A 16,957-nucleotide genomic window follows, 5' to 3' on the forward strand; every position below is an offset into this window, starting at 1 on the left:
ATTAAATTTCATTAAGCGGGACATCATAAAAAAAAAGACCAAGGCATCTCTTCGCACCGGGTCCCGTTCAGCCTTCTAAAACATATGCCATAAATAGTAATGGAATCGTATCACCCGCCGCTCAAACTGTCAAACCTGTCCGATAAGCAGGCATAAACTGATTTTTCAAAAAAAACCATTTCAGTACTTGCAATTCTGATAATTCCGAGTATAATACTTGGTAAATAGAGATAGAGAGAGGCGATCATACGATGATCTTAGATACGAAAGAAATTTCTAGACGTTGGGTTGACGATCATTTGGATCTCTACAATTTTGCCGGACAAATCGGAGATCGGGAATGGCAGCAGCAAATTGTTGAGACGATGCAGGGGCTCAATAAATATGTGAACGAGGAAGTTCGATATACGATTACACAGCAATTGTGGCAGCGGTTCGATTCCATTAACAATAGAATGCTGAATTTATTCTCACAGATGAAACAAAGCACGAATTCGGAGGAAGAGTCATCAATAAGGGAGTTAATTTGGAAGTTGAAGCTTCAGAGGATTGATTTGGCAAGGAAGATCAAGGCTTATTGCGGGTAATGGTAAGAGGATAAAAAATGTTGGCATACGGTTGACCGTTCTGCCGCTGTATATTGATAAAGGCATCAGAGGACTGGTCGCCTAATCAAACGCTGATGGTTGGCAATGAATTGTAGGGATTCATTGGCCATTACATTGTAGCTTGTTTCATTTCGCTCATCATGGACATCATCATCGTCATCATTTCATCACATTGTTGCATATTGGACATCATCATGTCAACATTCATGTCCATCATGTTCATGTCTTTCATGTTTTCCATCATCATTTTCATACATTTCATCTTGCACATCATGTCTTCCATACACATGTTCATCATCATTTGCATGCACATTTTCTCCATTTCTATCACTCCTTCCTCCTTCTATTTTCTTCCTTTTTCAAGATACTATATTCCCGGGACAATTACAATACTTTTTTATTGATTTTTTGAATTAATCCGTGTTATTATTAAATATTTAATCCTTAGTAAATTGATGAGATTTATCGTTAAACTCCCCTTATAGAGGCTGCTCCCGAGATCATTCAAGGGAGGCAGCCTTTTCGCGAGCTCGCCCCTTTATCTCTCCCGTTGCAGCTCTCCATCCGGGTTGATCTTGGTTCTGGCATGCAGCATCCCACTGGAACTTATACGAAACTGAACCTCTCCCCCCTGGTCTGTGCGCAGAATCTCAACCTGCTCCTGCTGAAGTCTGCGAAGCACATCCGGATAGGGATGGCCATACATATTGCTCCGTCCAACCGAAATAACAGCGGCCGCTGGCTGCCAGTAATCCAGCCATTGCCCTGTGGTCGAGGTTTTGCTGCCGTGATGCGCGACCTTCAGTACATCAACCGATTTTCTGTCAACTATGGATATCGGCCGCCCGATCAGCGTTCTCTCTTGAGCCGCATCAGCATCTCCTGTAAACAGGAAGGTCCGGTTATAGAGATAGAGGAGCATCACGATGCTCTGTCCGTTCTGTTCCGGAACAAGCGGAAGCGCCGATGGCCCCGCAGGCATCCCCTCGGCAAGCAGCTCTCCCGCCGGGCGGTAAGGCGATGCATCCCTCTCAGCTCTATCAGCCGCAGTGAAACCCTTACTGCCCCGCCGCGCGCCGGGATCTGCATGCGGTGCAGAAAGAACGGCTCGCTCCGATGAGCCTACAATTTCAATTCTGCTGTCCTTGTCAACTGTCCAGCTCTGCCTTGCAAATGCTCCATATACAGGAATACCGCGATCGATTGCTGCACGGAACAGCACTACAGCGTCGTCCGAAGGCTTCATTGTGCCGTTCCATAGTATACGCTTCACCGGAATGTCTCTGAGAACGGCTTGCAGCCCCTTGATATGGTCACTGTCCAGATGGGAAATGACAACCAGATCAAGGACATGAACCCCCCGCTTGCGCAGCAGCGGCACGACAACATGGCGGCCGACCTCAAACGGATCACGGCGATCCCGCCATTCCTCTCCCGGCTTCCGGAACATGACCATCCCCCCGCCGTCAATCAGGATATGCTTGCCAGACGGCGAGCGGATCAGAATGGAATCCCCCTGTCCGACATCGATAACACTGACGATGGCATTCGTATTCTGCCAATCTGGCTCGTATGCCCATAGTAACGGAAGAATGAGCGCAGCAGTCATCATTGCGGGCAGCCATCGTTTCCACATGTGAGATCCGCTCCTGGCAGAGCTCCCTCTGTGAGGAGCGAATCGCGTATTGGAAGGGACTCCTTGCCCCAGCGGCTCTGTCAGCTGCTCGGCTGCAAACAGTGAACGGCTGGCTTCGGGACATCCATAGTCCCAGGCATCATGTGCCGCTGCATCTTTCATTTCTCCGCTGCGGCCTCTTCCAAAGAGAATTGCCAGCATGGCATACATATAGACCGGCCACCACGCCGGAGGTGTCGCCCATATGAACTGCATGGACTGGAATTCACTGAGCTTCGTTACTAGTCCGAAAGTCAGCTCATTGAAGGCAGAGGTCACCCGCGCAAGCAGTCCCGCTGCCGGGAACCAGATGCCAGCCAGTATAAGCGATGCGCCGCCCAGCGGCATGACAATAAAGCTGATGAACGGCACAAGAATGAAATTGGCCGGCAGCGATAATGGATTAAACCCGTTGAAATAGGTGATGGTCAATGGGAATGAGACAGCTTGCGCCACCACCGTTACTGCGATCAAATCAAACAGCGGCTTCCACCGCCGCGACTGCGGCAGCCAGCTGCGAACTGGCGGCACACCGATGATGAGCCCCGCCGTAACGATAAATGACAGCTGGAAGCTGACATTGCCGAGCATATAAGGATCCCATGCAAGCATAATTAGCGCAGCGGCCGCCAGCAGATGCAGGCCGTCCTTGAGCTTGTTCATCCGTGCGGCGGCGAGGCCGAGCATCGCCATCATGCCTGCACGAATTATGGACGGCGAGCCGCCAGCAAGCAGGACATACAGCGGCACTGCCGCCAGCATGACCAGCAGCATGCGCTCGCGCGTCATGCTGACGAGCCGCAGCGCGCCGCCCAGCACATAGAGGAAGACGGCGACATGCAGTCCCGAGACCGCCAGTATATGCGTAAGCCCCAGCTGCGAGAATTGGCGGTAGCGCTCCGGGTCGAGGTCATCGCTCATGCCGAGGACGAGCCCCCTCATGTACCCGGATTGCCCGGCCGGGTACAGCTTGTCCAGCCGCGAGCCCAGCGAGGCGCGGATGGAATCGATGCGGCCCAGCAGCGATTCCATGCTCCAGCGCGGACCGGCGCTTGCCTCTACGGCGGCCGCGCCCTTGACCTTGAGCAGCCAGTGGATCCGCTGGCTGCGCAGGTGGCGGCGGTAATCGAAGCCGCCGAAGTTCGTCGCTTGGGCCGGGAGCTCCAGCGCCCCGGCCATGCGAACCCGGTCGCCGCGCTGCCATGCCGCGGCGACTGCCAGGTCCGGCTGCGCTGCGAGCCGGACCTGCACAATGATGCGTTCGCCGCCGAGACTTCGCGGCGAACGCTCGCCCTTGACGGTGACGCTGTGCGCCGTCACCTTGAACTGCACGCGGTCGCCGTCGATCTCGACCGCGGACGCAATGACCCCCGAGGCGTCCACCGCATACCCGGTGGACGCCTCGGGGGCAGCTGCCGCAGCGGCGAGCAGCTCCGGGAGCGCAGTGGCATTGTGGGCATCCGCCCACATGCGCTCCCCCGCGGCGACGCCGAAAGCGGCAATGCATGCTGCGGCAAGCGGCCACGATGCCCGCCGCAGCGCAGCCATTGCAAGCATGGCGGCAGCAAGCGCGCCGCCTGCCAACAAAATGCCGCTGCCCGCCAGCCCGGCAGCAGCTGCGCTGCCAAGCACCCAACAGACCGTAAAAATAACGAGCGGTCTTCTCAACTTACTCACTACCCCCTTCAACAACGAATCGGCAACGGCAAAAAACCTCCGCAGCGCCAAATACAATGGCGCAGACGGAGGTTCTTCCTCACGTGATGCTGTTTAATGACTGAAGCTATTGCTGTTCTTTCTCTCGTTCCACATATATACGGAAATCTCTAGGAGATAACGCTCATTCCTGCCTGAGCAGGCGGCTCATAATTGGTTAAACAGCGAAACAGGATGCCTCTCTGCTTCATGAGAGAGATAACCTTCTCGCTATCCTTGGGGTAACCGCGATGATAGACGATTTCCTTGACTCCGCTGTTGGCCAGCATATTGGCGCATGTCCAGCAGGGCTGATCGGTTACATAGACGGTTGATCCTTCGCGGTCAGTCCGATCTGTGAAAAGCAGCAAATTCTGCTCCGCATGTATCGTCCGGATACAGCGCTGCTTCTTGATCATCTGCTCCTCATCGCCAACGATATTAACCTCAAGCTCTTCAACAACCATGCAGCCAGCCTCCGAGCAATCCGCTACCCCCATCGGAGCGCCGTTATATGCGGTTCCGAGCAGCTTCTTGCCTTGGACAAGCACAGAGCCCACATGCCGCCTTGGGCAGCGGGAGCGCGTCGACACCATGTAGGCAATATCCATGAAGTAAGTGTCCCAATCCTTACGCTCATTATCTTGTAATATCGTTACCATCGTTCCTTCAATCTTCCTTTCGTCCTTGCCTTGCTAGTTCTGGCTTGCGTCCAGCGCTTGTGATAAATCATGCAAAATATCATCAATGCCTTCTGTTCCAATCGACAGGCGAATCATGCCCGGCGTTACGCCGGCTGCCGCCTGCTCCGCTTCACCCAACTGCTTATGCGTCGTGCTTGCCGGATGGATAATAAGCGACTTCGAATCTCCGACATTCGCGAGATGCGAGAATAGCTTGACGGCATCAATAACCTTTTTGCCTTCTTCTATGCCGCCCTTAATGCCGAATGTGATAATAGCTCCTTGACCTTTAGGCAAATATTTTTGTCCAAGCGCATAGGAGGTATGGCTCGGAAGTCCAGCGTAGTTGACCCATTCTACCGCATCATGGCTCTCCAGGAACTGCGCGACAGCAAGTGCATTGGAGCTGTGGCGTTCCATGCGCAGATGCAAAGTCTCAAGCCCCTGCAGCAGCAGGAATGAATTGAATGGCGATATAGCGGCTCCCATGTCGCGAAGAAGCTGTATGCGCATTTTAACAATATAAGCAATAGCCCCGATGGCTTCGGAATAAACAAGGCCATGATAGGTTGGATCCGGCTCTGTCAAGCCAGGGAACTTGCCGCTTGCCTTCCAATCGAACTTGCCGCTGTCTACAATGACACCGCCAATAGACGTACCGTGGCCGCCAATAAATTTGGTCGCGGAATGAACGACAATATCAGCGCCATGCTCGATCGGACGGCACAGATAAGGGCTTGGGAACGTATTATCCACTATGAATGGAATGCCGTGCTTGTGGGCAATTGCCGCAACCGCTTCAAGATCGACAACATCCCCGCGCGGATTGCCAATGGTTTCAGCATAAACAGCTTTGGTCTTATCTGTGATCGCTGCCTCAAAGTTCGCAGGATCTGAGGGATCAACAAACTTGACAGTAATGCCGAGTTTGGCAAACGTTGCGGAGAAAAGATTGTACGTCCCGCCGTACACGCTGGCTGCCGAGACGATCTCATCACCCGCTCCGGCAATGTTCAATATGGAATAGGTGATCGCCGCTTGCCCGGAAGCGACCATCAATGCTGCAGGCGCGCCTTCGAGTGCGGCAATCCGCTTCTCAAGAACATCGCTTGTAGGATTCATAATACGGGTATAAATATTACCGAATTCTTTAAGTTCAAATAAGTTCGCCGCGTGCTCGGTATCGCGGAATCCATAAGAAGTCGTTTGATAAATCGGAACCGCACGAGACATTGTTGTCGGATCAATATCCTGGCCTCCGTGGACGGATAGCGTTTCGAGTGAAAGCTCTCTTTCTTCAGACATGCAGTAATTCCTCCTCGCCAGAATTGGATAAAGACAATATTTGCCTTTATTATTTTCATTGTCGCATAATCAAGGCTTTACGACAATGGATGACTTTATTTTTTCAAGCATTTTCGGTCCTATCCCCTTCACTCTGAGCAAATCCTCCACTGTACGGAACCTGCCATTCTTCTCCCGTTCCTTTACAATCGCTGCTGCTTTAGCCGCTCCTATCCCCGGCAGTGCGTCCAGTTCCTCTGCGCTAGCCCGGTTAATATCTATTAACCCGGAATTCCCCGCCCCTTCCTGTTCCGAGCCCTGTGCTTGCCGCTGCTCCTGCCCTTTCGCTTGCCCGCTCTCCTGCTTCTGCGCTTGCCCGCTCTCCTGCTTCTGCGCTTGCTCAAGCTCCTTCTTTGCTCTCTCCTGTTCCAAAGGCACTATCGTTTGTTCTACTTGCTTACTGATCTCGATCCATCCCTCCGGCTCTATTTCCTTGGGCTGCCACAATGCAGCTGCAAGCAGAATCAGCCCCAGAAGCAGCAAGGCTGCAGCTGCCGCCTTCTCGCGACGCATGACCCTCATGCTGATTGGTTTCATCCATGAACCACTCCGTTCTTCATCAAATTTTCATTCAGGCACAATTTCCCGTCATCTTGGCCGAGCAACGTTGCATACGGTAGTAAGAGCAATGATGGCAAAAGGGCTCGGAGCTTTGCTAATGCCGGCAGCAGCCTAAGGCAGCAGATGCTAAGCCATTGCACAGGATACTCTGCGCTTTACGCTAGTAAAGTGCTTCAGGAGGGGTCAAGATGAATGTCGGGTTTATCGGGATCGGTAGTATGGGTAGCTTGCTGATTGATTCGTTCATCGACTCAGGCGCGCTTCAGCCGTCTCAAATTACAGCCAGCAACCGAACGATCGTCAAAGCTGAAATTATTGCCGAGCGGCATCCCGGCCTGTGCGTCGCCCCCAGCAACCGCGATGCCGCATTCGGAAGCGACATCGTCTTTCTCTGTGTCAAGCCGCTTGAATATAAGAGAGTCATTGAGGAGCTGCGCGGTACGATACAGCCGCATCAAATTGTCGTTTCCATCACCAGTCCCGTTATGCTCTCACAGCTCGAAGATTGGCTCCCTTGCAAGGTAGCAAAGGTAATTCCAAGTATTACAAATTATGTATTACGCGGGGCAACGCTGACCATGTTCGGCAAACGGATGACAGATGAGGACAAATATATCCTTAACAGTCTGCTGTCGCATATCAGCACACCGCTGGCCATTGAAGAGCAGCACACCCGCATCGTCTCCGACTTGTCCAGCTGCGGTCCCGCCTTTATGGCCTTCCTGCTGCAAAAGTTTATTGATGCCGCCGTCGAAGAAACCGGCATTCCCCGCGAAGAAGCGCTCGTCGTAGCAAGCGCCATGCTAAGCGGCACAGGCCAGCTGCTGACAGAAGGCGGCATGACGCCGGAGCAGCTTCAATCGCGCGTAGCCGTTCCAGGCGGTATAACCGCTCAAGCCCTCGCGCTGCTCAATCGCGAGCTGGACGGCGTATTTAATGCGGTCATCCGCACTACGCATGCGAAATACCACGAAGATCTGGAGCATGTTGCCGTCTCCTTATACGGCAAAGAGGTGAACGGCTCCTAGCGCATGCTTTGCGCTTGGAGGCCATCCACCTCTTTTTTCTATTCTCTAATTTGCAACGATGTTAACCAGCTTGCCTTTGACAGCAATCACTTTGCGAATGGTCTTGCCAGCGATCGCTTGAGCCACCTGCTCCGAATTTTTCGCGAGCTCCTCCATCTCTGCTTGCTCCGTATCAGCAGCAATCAGAATGCGGTCGAGAATCTTGCCATTGACCTGCACAACGATCTCAACCTCTTGATCAACTGTAAGAGCTTCATCATATGAAGGCCACTGCGCATAGGTTACAGACTCGTTATGTCCAAGCTTCAACCACAGCTCCTCCGCAATATGCGGGGAAAGCGGCGAGAGCATCTGGACAAAATGCTCCATTGCCTCTCTTGGCAGCGACTCCGCCTTGTAAGCCTCATTGACGAAGATCATCAGCTGGCTGATCGCTGTGTTGAACCGCAGGTTCTCATAATCTTCCGTAATCTTCTTGATCGTCCGGTGCCATGTCCGTTTGAACGCTTCCGACGCCTCTTTGCTGCTGATCTTCTCATTCAGCTCGCCGTTGTCCCCAACGAAGAGTCTCCATACGCGGCTGAGGAAACGATGCATCCCTTCCACACCGTTCGTATTCCATGGCTTGGTCGCTTCCAGCGGCCCCATAAACATCTCATACATACGCAGCGTGTCTGCGCCGTACTCATTGACAATATCGTCCGGATTAATAACATTGCCGCGTGACTTACTCATTTTCTCATTGTTGGTTCCAAGGATCATCCCTTGGTTGACCAGCTTATGGAATGGCTCCTTCGTCGCGACGACGCCCAGATCATAGAGCACTTTATGCCAGAATCTGGCGTACAGCAAGTGAAGCACCGCATGCTCGGCACCGCCGATATACAGATCGACCGGCAGCCACTCCGCCTGCTTCTCCCTGGAGCAAATCTCCTTGTCATTATGCGGATCGATAAACCGCAAGTAATACCAGCAGCTGCCAGCCCATTGCGGCATCGTATTCGTCTCCCGGCGCGCAGGCTTCCCGGTCTCCGGATCAACCGTATTCACCCAATCCGCCACATTCGCAAGCGGGGATTCACCCGTACCCGATGGCTTGATTTGGTCAACATCCGGCAGCAGCAGCGGCAGCTGATCATCCGGCACCGGCTTCATCGTGCCATCCTCCAGATGCAGAATCGGAATCGGCTCGCCCCAATAACGCTGACGGCTGAACAGCCAGTCGCGCAGACGGTACGTTATTTTGCCTTTGCCCGTGCCATCCTTCTCCAAGCGCTCAATCATTGCGGCTATCGCATCCGCATTATTCAGGCCGTTCAAGAAGTCAGAGTTTACATGCGGTCCGTCTCCGGCGTACGCTTCCTTGGAAACATCGCCGCCCTGCACCACTTCAACAATGTTCAGGCCAAACTGCTTCGCAAACTCCCAATCCCGCTCATCATGGCCCGGCACCGCCATAATTGCGCCAGTTCCGTAGCCAGCAAGCACGTAATCAGCAATCCAGATCGGAACCTTGACACCGCTGACCGGATTGATTGCATAAGCACCGGTAAATACGCCGGACTTGTCTTTGTTCAAATCTGTACGTTCCAGGTCCGACTTGTGCGCCGCCATCGCTTGATAGCCCTCTACCGCCGCTTTCTGCTCTGCCGTTGTAATCCGGGCAACAAGCTCATGCTCCGGCGCCAGTACGCAATAGGTTGCGCCGAACAAAGTATCCGGCCGCGTCGTGAATACAACCAATGATTGATCATGTCCATCGATCGGGAACGTAACTTCCGCGCCCTTCGACTTGCCGATCCAGTTGCGCTGCATATCCTTGATGCTCTCAGACCAGTCCAGCTCTTCAAGATCCTCCAGCAGGCGATCCGCATACTCCGTAATTTTGAGCACCCATTGACGCATTGGCTTGCGGACAACAGGATGGTTGCCGCGCTCGCTCAAACCATTGATAACCTCTTCATTCGCAAGGACTGTTCCAAGCGCAGGACACCAGTTAACCGGAATTTCATCCACATAGGCAAGCCCTTTATTGAAGAGCTGAATGAAAATCCACTGCGTCCATTTATAGTAATCGGGGTCAGTTGTGCTGAATTCACGATCCCAGTCGTAAGAGAAGCCAAGCGACTTAATCTGACGGCGGAAATTGTTAATGTTCATGACGGTAAACCCGCGCGGATGCTCGCCCGTATTGATGGCATGCTGCTCCGCCGGCAGACCGAATGCGTCCCAGCCCATCGGGTGAAGGACATTATAACCGCGCATCCGCTTGTAGCGGGATACGATATCGGTTGCCGTGTAGCCCTCAGGATGTCCTACGTGAAGACCTGCTCCAGAAGGATACGGGAACATATCGAGCGCATAAAATTTCGGTTTGCCCGGCTCCTCAGTCGTCTTGAAGGTTTTGTTCTCATCCCAAAAGGCCTGCCATTTCGGTTCAATGACTAACGGATTGTAGCCTTGCTGCTCTTGTCGATCCTGTGCCATGCTTTCTTTGCCTCCCTATTCATCTCGCACGAGGGGGATCCTATCCGGAGCCCCACTGCGCTCTGTCCATAAAAAAACCTCCCATCCCTAGCGCAAACGCTAGGGACGAGAGGATTAATTCCCGTGGTACCACCCTAGTTAGCAGGGGTATGCTTTACCCTTGCTCACTCCATTCCCTTAACGCGGGCGAGACGGCGCGCTTCCTACGAAGTGAACGGACATGAACACTGTTCTGCTTCGGGTTGGCACGCGGCTCCAAGGCGAGTTCGCTTCCACGCTGGTCCGGCTTGCACCACTTCTCCGGCTCTCTGATTCCTAGCGCTGCGGAAACTACTGCTCCTTATCGACGCCTAATGATGATGACATCTTATAAAAATAGTTAGTTCGATTATAAATAAGCAGCTCAACTGTGTCAAGCGGCCTGATTCGACATGTTCACCATGTTACTTAATCGCTGCAAAAAACAACCGCTCGGAGTCAGCTCCTGGTTCCTCCAGCTTGAAATCCGCGAACGACTCGATTCTGCTGAAGCCAGCGCGGGCAAGCGCTCCGCGAATCCATGCAGGGTCATAAGCCCGCTGCACATGAACCTCCTCGATCCGGCTGAAGCGCGCATCCCGCTCCTCGCCTTGACGGGCAAAGATCGTAAGGCGATGCTCGATTTCGCAACGTTCACGGTCGAGATCGCTCGTCCAAATATACGCGATGTCGCGCTCGTCCAGCACGAAAGGCTGTTCTTCCGCATATCGCTCCAGCTGGCCGGGGGCATGGACATCAAAGAGAAAGACACCTCCGGGCTTCAAGCCATTGCAGGTGGCCTTGAACGCTGCCTCCACATCGCCCTCTTCAGTCAAGTAGTTCACACAATCACAAAAGGAAATGACCGTATCAACCTCTTCCGGCAGCTCCCAAGCGCTCATGTCCTGCTGCAGCCAACGAATGGAGCCTTTGCTTGAGCGGATCGCCTGCTGCGGTGCGTCATCCCATTTGCTGCGCGCGATTGTCAGCATATCAGCTGACAAATCAATAGCGAATACGTGGAAGCCTGAGCGTGCCAATGGAATTGAAATGCTGCCTGTCCCACAGCCCAAATCTACTATCGTCTGAGGAATGCCGTACCGCTCCCAGCACTCGCGCGCGAATCGCATCCACTCGGAGTACGGCATATCTTCCATCAGCCGATCATAAACAGAAGCAAATTGCCGGTATGCCCGCATCTTATCGCATCCTTATTTTTTCTGTGCCTGCCATACTTGCATTAGCTACGGCTTCTCAACACTCTCAGCCTCAAAACTCAATTGGTCTGTGCTGTAAGCGGGTTTCATCGTGCTAACTGTCACTCTCTACTCGCCAGCTTCGGAATTGGAAGTGGAAGCTGAATCGGAGGCGGCAGCTTCGCCCTCCACCAGCTTGGTCCAACTGCCCTGCTGCGTAACCAGGCCTTCGCGCATCAGCTTGCCGATCGCGCGCTTGAACGCGGATTTGCTGATGCCGAATCTCTGCTTGATAATATCCGCTGAAGTCTCATCAGAGTATGGCATAGCTCCGCCCGGACGCTCCCGCAGGAAGGCGAGCAGCTTCTCGGAATCTTCCAGCCGGCCAACCTCCTTGCGCAGCGTCATCGACAAATTCACTCTGCCGTCCTCCCGCACATAGGTTACACGGGCGCTCACCCGTTCGCCTAGGCGAAGCTGGCGGGTACGGTCATCGGCAGGGATCAGTCCCATCACGCCAAAGCCGACTACACCGCCATCAATCAGGACGAACGAGCCCATTTTAAGCGGCTTCGTCACCCAGCCCTCTACCCACGTATTTCGCCATGATTCCGGAGCCCTGAACGCAAGCTCCGCGAGATCTTCCTCGAATGCGATCTTCGCCACAAGGCGTCCGATCTTATCATGAGCAAGCTTGACGAACACCTCATCACCCGGTATCGGCCGCAGCTCCTTCATCTCCGGCTGCTCCGACATAGGCAGCAGCAGCTGACGGCCAAGTCCCATCTCAAGAAACGCGCCGATGCGCGGATGAACGTCAGCAACTACAAGACGCGCGACCTCTCCCAGAGTGATCAGCGGCTTCTTCATCGTTGCCGCGATGCGATCCTCTGTGTCGTAGAACAGGAAAACCTCGATATCGTCCCCTGGCTGCGGGCGCTCGCCTACGATTTCCGTATAATGGAGCAGCACATCCGATTCGCCGTCATTCAAGAAATAACCATAGGGCGACACTTCGCGTGCCACCCTCACATTGACGTATGTTCCAGCAACGAGACTCATGCGAACTCCACAACTTTCGCATCAGACCACAGCCGCTCAATATTGTAATACTCCCGCTCATCGCGGTGGAATACATGGACCACGACATCGCCGATATCAATCAGCACCCATCTGCCCGAATCCATACCTTCAATCCCTTTGATGCGCGCCCCGCTCATTTCCGCCTGCTTGCGGATTTCAGTCGTAATCGCCTGCACCTGTGTATCTGAATTACCGTGACAGATAACAAAATAATCGGTAACAAGCGATATTCCCTGCAAATTAAGCGCTACTATTCCATGGGCTTTCTTTTCCTCTGCCGCAGCTACTACGAGCTGCATTAATTCATTCGCCTCTACTGTCATCGCCCAGACTCCCTTACGAATAAGATCAAATCATTGCGAGCCATCACCGTCAATGGATAGACTCTCCGGCCCTGCTCCAGCAAATACGCTATCGTCGAATCAAATCCGGCGATAAGAGCGTTCTCCACACTATACTCAGCTATTTCCCGAATTTTATTCACCGCTGGAAAATCTCGTCCCGGCTCCATGTAATCAGCAAGGCAGACGATCTTGTCCATCAGCGTCATGCCCTCCCGCCCAGAGGTATGATACCGGATTGCATCCAGAACTTCCGGGTCCGTAACACCATAATCACGCTCTGCTACAAAAGCGCCAACCGGTGCATGCCACAGCTCTTTATCATACTGCAGCAGATCGGCGGGCAGACCTTCCTCACGGATGATCGTCTCCATTCTGGATGTCGGCCAATACTTCGCCACATCATGCAGAATCGCCGCCCGCTCCGCCTTGACAGGATCAGCCCCGAACCGTTCGGCCAGCACGACTGCCGTCTCCATTACACCTACCGTATGCGTCCAGCGGCGCTCCGGCATTTCAGCGCGTACCGCTTCAATCATTTCATTCCGGCTTTTCATAGAGCGCATTCCTTTTTATAAAAGAGTAGACCTTCTCCGGTACCATGAAACGGATCGAGCGCTTATCCGCCTGCCGCTGCCTGATCTCCGTTGAGGAAATGTCAATAAGAGGCATTCCAATGATCGTCAACCGATCCTGAATATACACTGGCAGCGAGGAGACATCTATGGACTCCCCCGGACGCTCGACACCAATGAAGGCAACGATTCGCGCCAATTCTTCGATGCGGTGCCATTGCGGCAGATCGTTGACGCGGTCGGAGCCAATGATATAGCTGAACGTACGCCCCGGATAGTTCTCCTGAAGCGACTTCACCGTATCAATGGAATAGCTTGTTCCGCCCCGCTCCAGCTCGATATCCATCGCACGAAAGTGCGGCTGGAAGTCAATCGCGCGATAGACCATCTCAAGGCGGGCATTGGTATCTGCATTCGGTTCATTATCCTTCAGCGGCGGTTGAAAAGAAGGAATGAACCATACTTCATCAAGCCCGCACGCCTCTCTTGCCCTCTCCGCTGCAAGCAGATGACCGTAATGAATCGGGTCGAACGTTCCCCCCATTATGCCAACTTTAATCATATGATCACTCCTCATGTAGAACAGCGTTTATGTTTGAATTCAGAATCAGTTTTTTCCTTTTGGCAGCTCTATCGTTTTGTGATCCTTGGACTCCTTGTACAGCACAATGGTCTTGCCGATTACCTGCACAAGCTCCGCTCCTGCTTCTTCGGCGATCCATTGTCCAATTTCCCTGGGGTCGTCGAGGCAATTGTTCAGCACGGATACCTTTATGAGCTCCCTTGTCTCTATCGCTTCCACGACATGGCGGACGATGTGGTCGTTGGTTCCGCCTTTGCCAACCTGGAATATCGGTGTCAAATGATGCGCCAATGCGCGCAAATGTCTTTTCTGTTTGCCTGTCAGCATAATTCCTGTTCCTTCTCTCGTTAGATTAACGTTAATGTTCGTATCCCAGCGCTTCCAGCACGGCTGCGCGCATCGCTTGCACCGGAGCCGGAACGCCTGTCCAATATTCAAAGGCATAGGCCCCCTGGTAGACAAACATGCCGAGTCCCCCGTGAATACGGCAGCCGCGGCTCTTCGCTTCCTCCAGGAAACGTGTGGTCAACGGGTTATAAATAAGATCACTTGCGATACTCTCCGGCCGCAGCCAGGAGGTGTCGATCGGCGTCCCTTCAACATGCGGATACATGCCCAAGGAGGTTGTATTAATAATGATGTCGGCTTCCTTGCATGCATCCTTCAGCTTCTCGCTGCCCACAACACGGATATCCGTCTGCAAGCGAAAAGCGTCGACGAGCACCTGCGCCCGCTCGACTGTCCGGTTCGAGATGACAATGCTCCCGACACCTTCCTTCGCCAAGGCATAAATAATTCCTCTTGTCGCGCCGCCAGCGCCAATAATCAGAACCCGCTTGCCGCCAAGCTCCGGCTCCGCTTCCTCCCTGAGGGAACGGACATAACCAAGGCCATCGGTATTGTATCCGATCAGATTGCCATCCTCATTGACAATTGTATTCACTGCTCCGATTGCTTGGGCGCTCTCGTCAATCTCATCCAGCAGCGGTATAATATCCAGCTTATGAGGGATCGTTACATTGACGCCGCGGATGCCCATGGCACGCACGCCAGCAACAAAATCCGCCAAGCGTTCGCTTTTAATATGAAAAGCCGTATAAATGCCGTTAATGCCGCTCTCCCTGAAGGCGCGATTCATCATTGCAGGCGATTTGGACTGGCGGATCGGATCGCCTATGACGCTGTAAAGCAGAGTTCCGCTGTCTACTTTATTGCCAATAAGGGAAAGCCCAGCCGTTGAATTGTCAATTCCGCTCACTGCCCATTCACTCTCCTGATTACCAGTACGTTGTTCCCCTGGAATGTCTTGTGTTGCCATCCTGCCAGCTAGGCTAGATCAGCGCATCGCGCAGCAGTACCCGGATTCCTTTGGGTACATGGATGTCTATGAGCGCTCCGGCGCCGCTGTTGACATGAATCCAGCCCAGTCCGGAAATATAGATATCTGTATCCGCACCGCGCCGGATCGTCAGGCGATGGCGCGTCCATGCCGGAATATCATCCAATTGCTCTCTCTTCGGCGGTGCCAGCATAACGCCCTTGTGATCGGCATACAGCTCATCCGCGCGTTCCAGCTTCGTCCGGTGTACAGGCAGCGCATTGGACATGTAGAGCGAGAACGACTGGCGATCCCCTTCTATGAAATCAAATCGTGCCAGCGCGCCGATAAAAAGGGTCTGCTGCTCATTCAACTGATAGACCAGCTGCTTGATCGGCTTGTCCGGCAGAAGAGCCTGAAGCACATCCCGCGGAACGATCTCCGTCATCCGATGCGCGTAAACAATGCCCGGCGTGTCGATAATATCGTGACCGTCATCAAGCGGGATATGAACCGCATCCAGTGTTGTGCCCGGATAACGGGACGTCGTCAGCTCGCGTTCCAGATCGCTGAAATCGTGGATAAGCCGGTTGATCAGCGTGGACTTGCCAACATTGGTAGCGCCAACGACATACACATCGCGTTTGCCGCGATGCTTGCCAAGCGCTTCAATAACATGTTCGAAGCCTATATTGCGTTTCGCGCTGCACAGCACGACATCCAGAACACGGAGCCCCTGTGCCTTCGCCTGCTTCTGCACCCAGTTGCGCAGCCGGTTCAGATTGATCCCTTTCGGCAGAAGATCGATCTTATTAACGACCAGCAGCACCGGATTGTTGCCCACAAATCGCTGCAGACCCGAAATCAGGCTGCCCTCAAAATCAAAAATATCAACGATATGCACAACAAGGCTCTCCGTATTCGCTATACCGCCGAGCAGCTTGATGAAATCGTCCTGATCAATTGTGACCGTTGTTGCATCATTATAATTTTTAATACGGAAGCATCTCTGACAGATTACCGGCTCCCGCTGAAGCGCTGTCTCCGGAATATATCCGGGTTTGCTCGCTTCTGCCGTCTGCAGCTTCACACCGCAGCCTGCGCAGCCGCCCTGTTCCAATTGCTGTTTCGTCACTTCTTGCGTTCCTCCTCGGGCCAGAGCCCTTTTTTGCGTAGATTGGAGAGGGCAATTCTCTCGATCCTTCGGTTGATGCGTGTCATAACGCCTTCATCATTCGGCGCAATAGGACTGACGAGAATCGTGAATAGCCCCATCCGTCTTCCGCCAAGTACGTCTGTCAGCATCTGGTCGCCAATGACTGCTGTTTGCTCCACCGGCAGACTCAGCTCCTTAAGCGCTTTAAGAAACGCTTTGTTCGCGGGCTTGCGGGCCGCATGAACGAAAGGAATGTTAAGCGGACTTGAGAAGTTGGACACGCGTGTCTGATTATTATTGGAAACGATGACAACCTTAAAGCCAAGACTACGCACGTTATCCAGCCATTCTACCAGCTCTGGCGTGGCAAGCGGTACCTTGGCGCCGACAAGTGTATTGTCGAGATCCGTAATTATGCCTCTAATGCCTTGTTTCTTCAAAGCATTCAAATCAATATTGTAAATGGTATTGACGCGCATGTGCGGCAACAGCCGTTCAAACATAGTTTCGACTCCCCTGCTATCGCTATCATCGAAACTATACCATACAAAGGGAATTTGTTGCAAAGGCCGTATTGGGCATAAAAAACCGGCCGGGACGATGCAG

Annotated in this window: 17 protein-coding genes and 1 other annotated feature; of the genes, 2 read left to right on the plus strand and 15 right to left on the minus strand. The window is 53.2% G+C overall.

The genetic code is table 11. The features are described from left to right. Positions 1–251 precede the first annotated feature (251 nt). Complete coding sequence (locus K0T92_RS03210) at positions 252–587, plus strand: hypothetical protein (RefSeq protein WP_219870957.1); 336 nt, start codon at positions 252–254, stop codon at positions 585–587. A 130-nt stretch (positions 588–717) separates the two neighbouring features. Here K0T92_RS03210 and K0T92_RS03220 read toward each other — a convergent pair whose 3' ends face one another. The 5 genes from K0T92_RS03220 to K0T92_RS03240 all read right to left on the minus strand — a co-directional run bounded on the left by K0T92_RS03220 (position 718) and on the right by K0T92_RS03240 (position 6,542). Continuing rightward, positions 718–930: a hypothetical protein gene (locus tag K0T92_RS03220; protein WP_219871189.1), complete on the minus strand. Its 213-nt coding sequence runs from the start codon at positions 928–930 to the stop codon at positions 718–720. 216 nt (positions 931–1,146) lie between these two features. Continuing rightward, on the minus strand, positions 1,147–3,951 hold the full coding sequence (locus K0T92_RS03225) for a ComEC/Rec2 family competence protein (RefSeq protein WP_219870958.1): 2,805 nt from the start codon (positions 3,949–3,951) through the stop codon (positions 1,147–1,149). A 158-nt stretch (positions 3,952–4,109) separates the two neighbouring features. Then, complete coding sequence (locus tag K0T92_RS03230) at positions 4,110–4,640, minus strand: deoxycytidylate deaminase (protein WP_219870959.1); 531 nt, start codon at positions 4,638–4,640, stop codon at positions 4,110–4,112. Between the two features lie 33 nt (positions 4,641–4,673). Further along, on the minus strand, positions 4,674–5,966 hold the full coding sequence (locus K0T92_RS03235; protein ID WP_219870960.1) for a homocysteine synthase: 1,293 nt from the start codon (positions 5,964–5,966) through the stop codon (positions 4,674–4,676). 69 nt (positions 5,967–6,035) lie between these two features. After that, entirely contained in the window at positions 6,036–6,542 is a 507-nt protein-coding gene (locus K0T92_RS03240; protein WP_219870961.1) for a ComEA family DNA-binding protein, read from the minus strand. A 212-nt stretch (positions 6,543–6,754) separates the two neighbouring features. Here K0T92_RS03240 and comER point away from each other — a divergent pair, with 212 nt between their 5' ends. Next, a complete protein-coding gene (gene comER / locus K0T92_RS03245) occupies positions 6,755–7,594 on the plus strand; it encodes a late competence protein ComER (RefSeq protein ID WP_219870962.1) in 840 nt (279 codons plus the stop codon). 45 nt (positions 7,595–7,639) lie between these two features. Here comER and leuS read toward each other — a convergent pair whose 3' ends face one another. The 10 genes from leuS to K0T92_RS03295 all read right to left on the minus strand — a co-directional run bounded on the left by leuS (position 7,640) and on the right by K0T92_RS03295 (position 16,908). Further along, the gene (gene leuS / locus K0T92_RS03250) at positions 7,640–10,081 is read right to left on the minus strand and encodes a leucine--tRNA ligase (RefSeq protein ID WP_219870963.1); all 2,442 of its coding nucleotides are present in this window, start codon (positions 10,079–10,081) and stop codon (positions 7,640–7,642) included. Positions 10,082–10,179: 98 nt separating this feature from the next. Beyond that, positions 10,180–10,437, minus strand: a binding site (T-box leader). Between the two features lie 87 nt (positions 10,438–10,524). Continuing rightward, a complete protein-coding gene (locus K0T92_RS03255) occupies positions 10,525–11,298 on the minus strand; it encodes a class I SAM-dependent DNA methyltransferase (RefSeq protein ID WP_219870964.1) in 774 nt (257 codons plus the stop codon). A 126-nt stretch (positions 11,299–11,424) separates the two neighbouring features. Further along, entirely contained in the window at positions 11,425–12,357 is a 933-nt protein-coding gene (locus tag K0T92_RS03260; protein ID WP_219870965.1) for a CvfB family protein, read from the minus strand. Next, a complete protein-coding gene (gene rsfS / locus K0T92_RS03265; protein ID WP_219870966.1) occupies positions 12,354–12,701 on the minus strand; it encodes a ribosome silencing factor in 348 nt (115 codons plus the stop codon). The genes K0T92_RS03260 and rsfS overlap by 4 nt, the downstream gene beginning before the upstream one ends. Further along, positions 12,698–13,276, minus strand: coding sequence for a bis(5'-nucleosyl)-tetraphosphatase (symmetrical) YqeK (gene yqeK, locus K0T92_RS03270; RefSeq protein ID WP_425517610.1), 579 nt, complete (start codon positions 13,274–13,276; stop codon positions 12,698–12,700). The genes rsfS and yqeK overlap by 4 nt, the downstream gene beginning before the upstream one ends. Next, positions 13,260–13,853, minus strand: coding sequence for a nicotinate-nucleotide adenylyltransferase (locus tag K0T92_RS03275; protein ID WP_219871190.1), 594 nt, complete (start codon positions 13,851–13,853; stop codon positions 13,260–13,262). Before K0T92_RS03275 ends, yqeK begins: the two co-directional genes overlap by 17 nt. A 48-nt stretch (positions 13,854–13,901) precedes the next feature. Further along, positions 13,902–14,204 carry a ribosome assembly RNA-binding protein YhbY gene (gene yhbY / locus K0T92_RS03280; RefSeq protein ID WP_219870968.1) on the minus strand — a complete coding sequence of 101 codons (303 nt, stop codon included), beginning with the start codon at positions 14,202–14,204 and terminating at the stop codon, positions 13,902–13,904. 31 nt (positions 14,205–14,235) lie between these two features. After that, a complete protein-coding gene (locus K0T92_RS03285; RefSeq protein ID WP_343223622.1) occupies positions 14,236–15,126 on the minus strand; it encodes a shikimate dehydrogenase in 891 nt (296 codons plus the stop codon). Positions 15,127–15,208: 82 nt separating this feature from the next. Continuing rightward, a complete protein-coding gene (gene yqeH, locus K0T92_RS03290; RefSeq protein ID WP_219870970.1) occupies positions 15,209–16,330 on the minus strand; it encodes a ribosome biogenesis GTPase YqeH in 1,122 nt (373 codons plus the stop codon). Then, on the minus strand, positions 16,327–16,908 hold the full coding sequence (locus tag K0T92_RS03295) for a YqeG family HAD IIIA-type phosphatase (RefSeq protein WP_425517617.1): 582 nt from the start codon (positions 16,906–16,908) through the stop codon (positions 16,327–16,329). Before K0T92_RS03295 ends, yqeH begins: the two co-directional genes overlap by 4 nt. Positions 16,909–16,957 lie beyond the last annotated feature (49 nt).

It is taken from the genome of Paenibacillus oenotherae (assembly GCF_019443105.1).
GTDB classification, from domain to species: Bacteria; Bacillota; Bacilli; order Paenibacillales; family Paenibacillaceae; genus Paenibacillus_Z; species Paenibacillus_Z oenotherae.

Bases quoted from the DNA above. Each gene is read 5' to 3' on its own strand.
- K0T92_RS03210 (WP_219870957.1), top strand. From the start codon at position 252: ATGATCTTAGATACGAAAGAAATTTCTAGACGTTGGGTTGACGATCAT.
- K0T92_RS03220 (WP_219871189.1), bottom strand. From the start codon at position 930: ATGGAGAAAATGTGCATGCAAATGATGATGAACATGTGTATGGAAGAC.
- K0T92_RS03230 (WP_219870959.1), bottom strand. From the start codon at position 4,640: ATGGTAACGATATTACAAGATAATGAGCGTAAGGATTGGGACACTTAC.
- K0T92_RS03235 (WP_219870960.1), bottom strand. From the start codon at position 5,966: ATGTCTGAAGAAAGAGAGCTTTCACTCGAAACGCTATCCGTCCACGGA.
- K0T92_RS03240 (WP_219870961.1), bottom strand. From the start codon at position 6,542: ATGAAACCAATCAGCATGAGGGTCATGCGTCGCGAGAAGGCGGCAGCT.
- comER (WP_219870962.1), top strand. From the start codon at position 6,755: ATGAATGTCGGGTTTATCGGGATCGGTAGTATGGGTAGCTTGCTGATT.
- leuS (WP_219870963.1), bottom strand. From the start codon at position 10,081: ATGGCACAGGATCGACAAGAGCAGCAAGGCTACAATCCGTTAGTCATT.
- K0T92_RS03255 (WP_219870964.1), bottom strand. From the start codon at position 11,298: ATGCGGGCATACCGGCAATTTGCTTCTGTTTATGATCGGCTGATGGAA.
- K0T92_RS03260 (WP_219870965.1), bottom strand. From the start codon at position 12,357: ATGAGTCTCGTTGCTGGAACATACGTCAATGTGAGGGTGGCACGCGAA.
- rsfS (WP_219870966.1), bottom strand. From the start codon at position 12,701: ATGACAGTAGAGGCGAATGAATTAATGCAGCTCGTAGTAGCTGCGGCA.
- yqeK (WP_425517610.1), bottom strand. From the start codon at position 13,276: ATGAAAAGCCGGAATGAAATGATTGAAGCGGTACGCGCTGAAATGCCG.
- yhbY (WP_219870968.1), bottom strand. From the start codon at position 14,204: ATGCTGACAGGCAAACAGAAAAGACATTTGCGCGCATTGGCGCATCAT.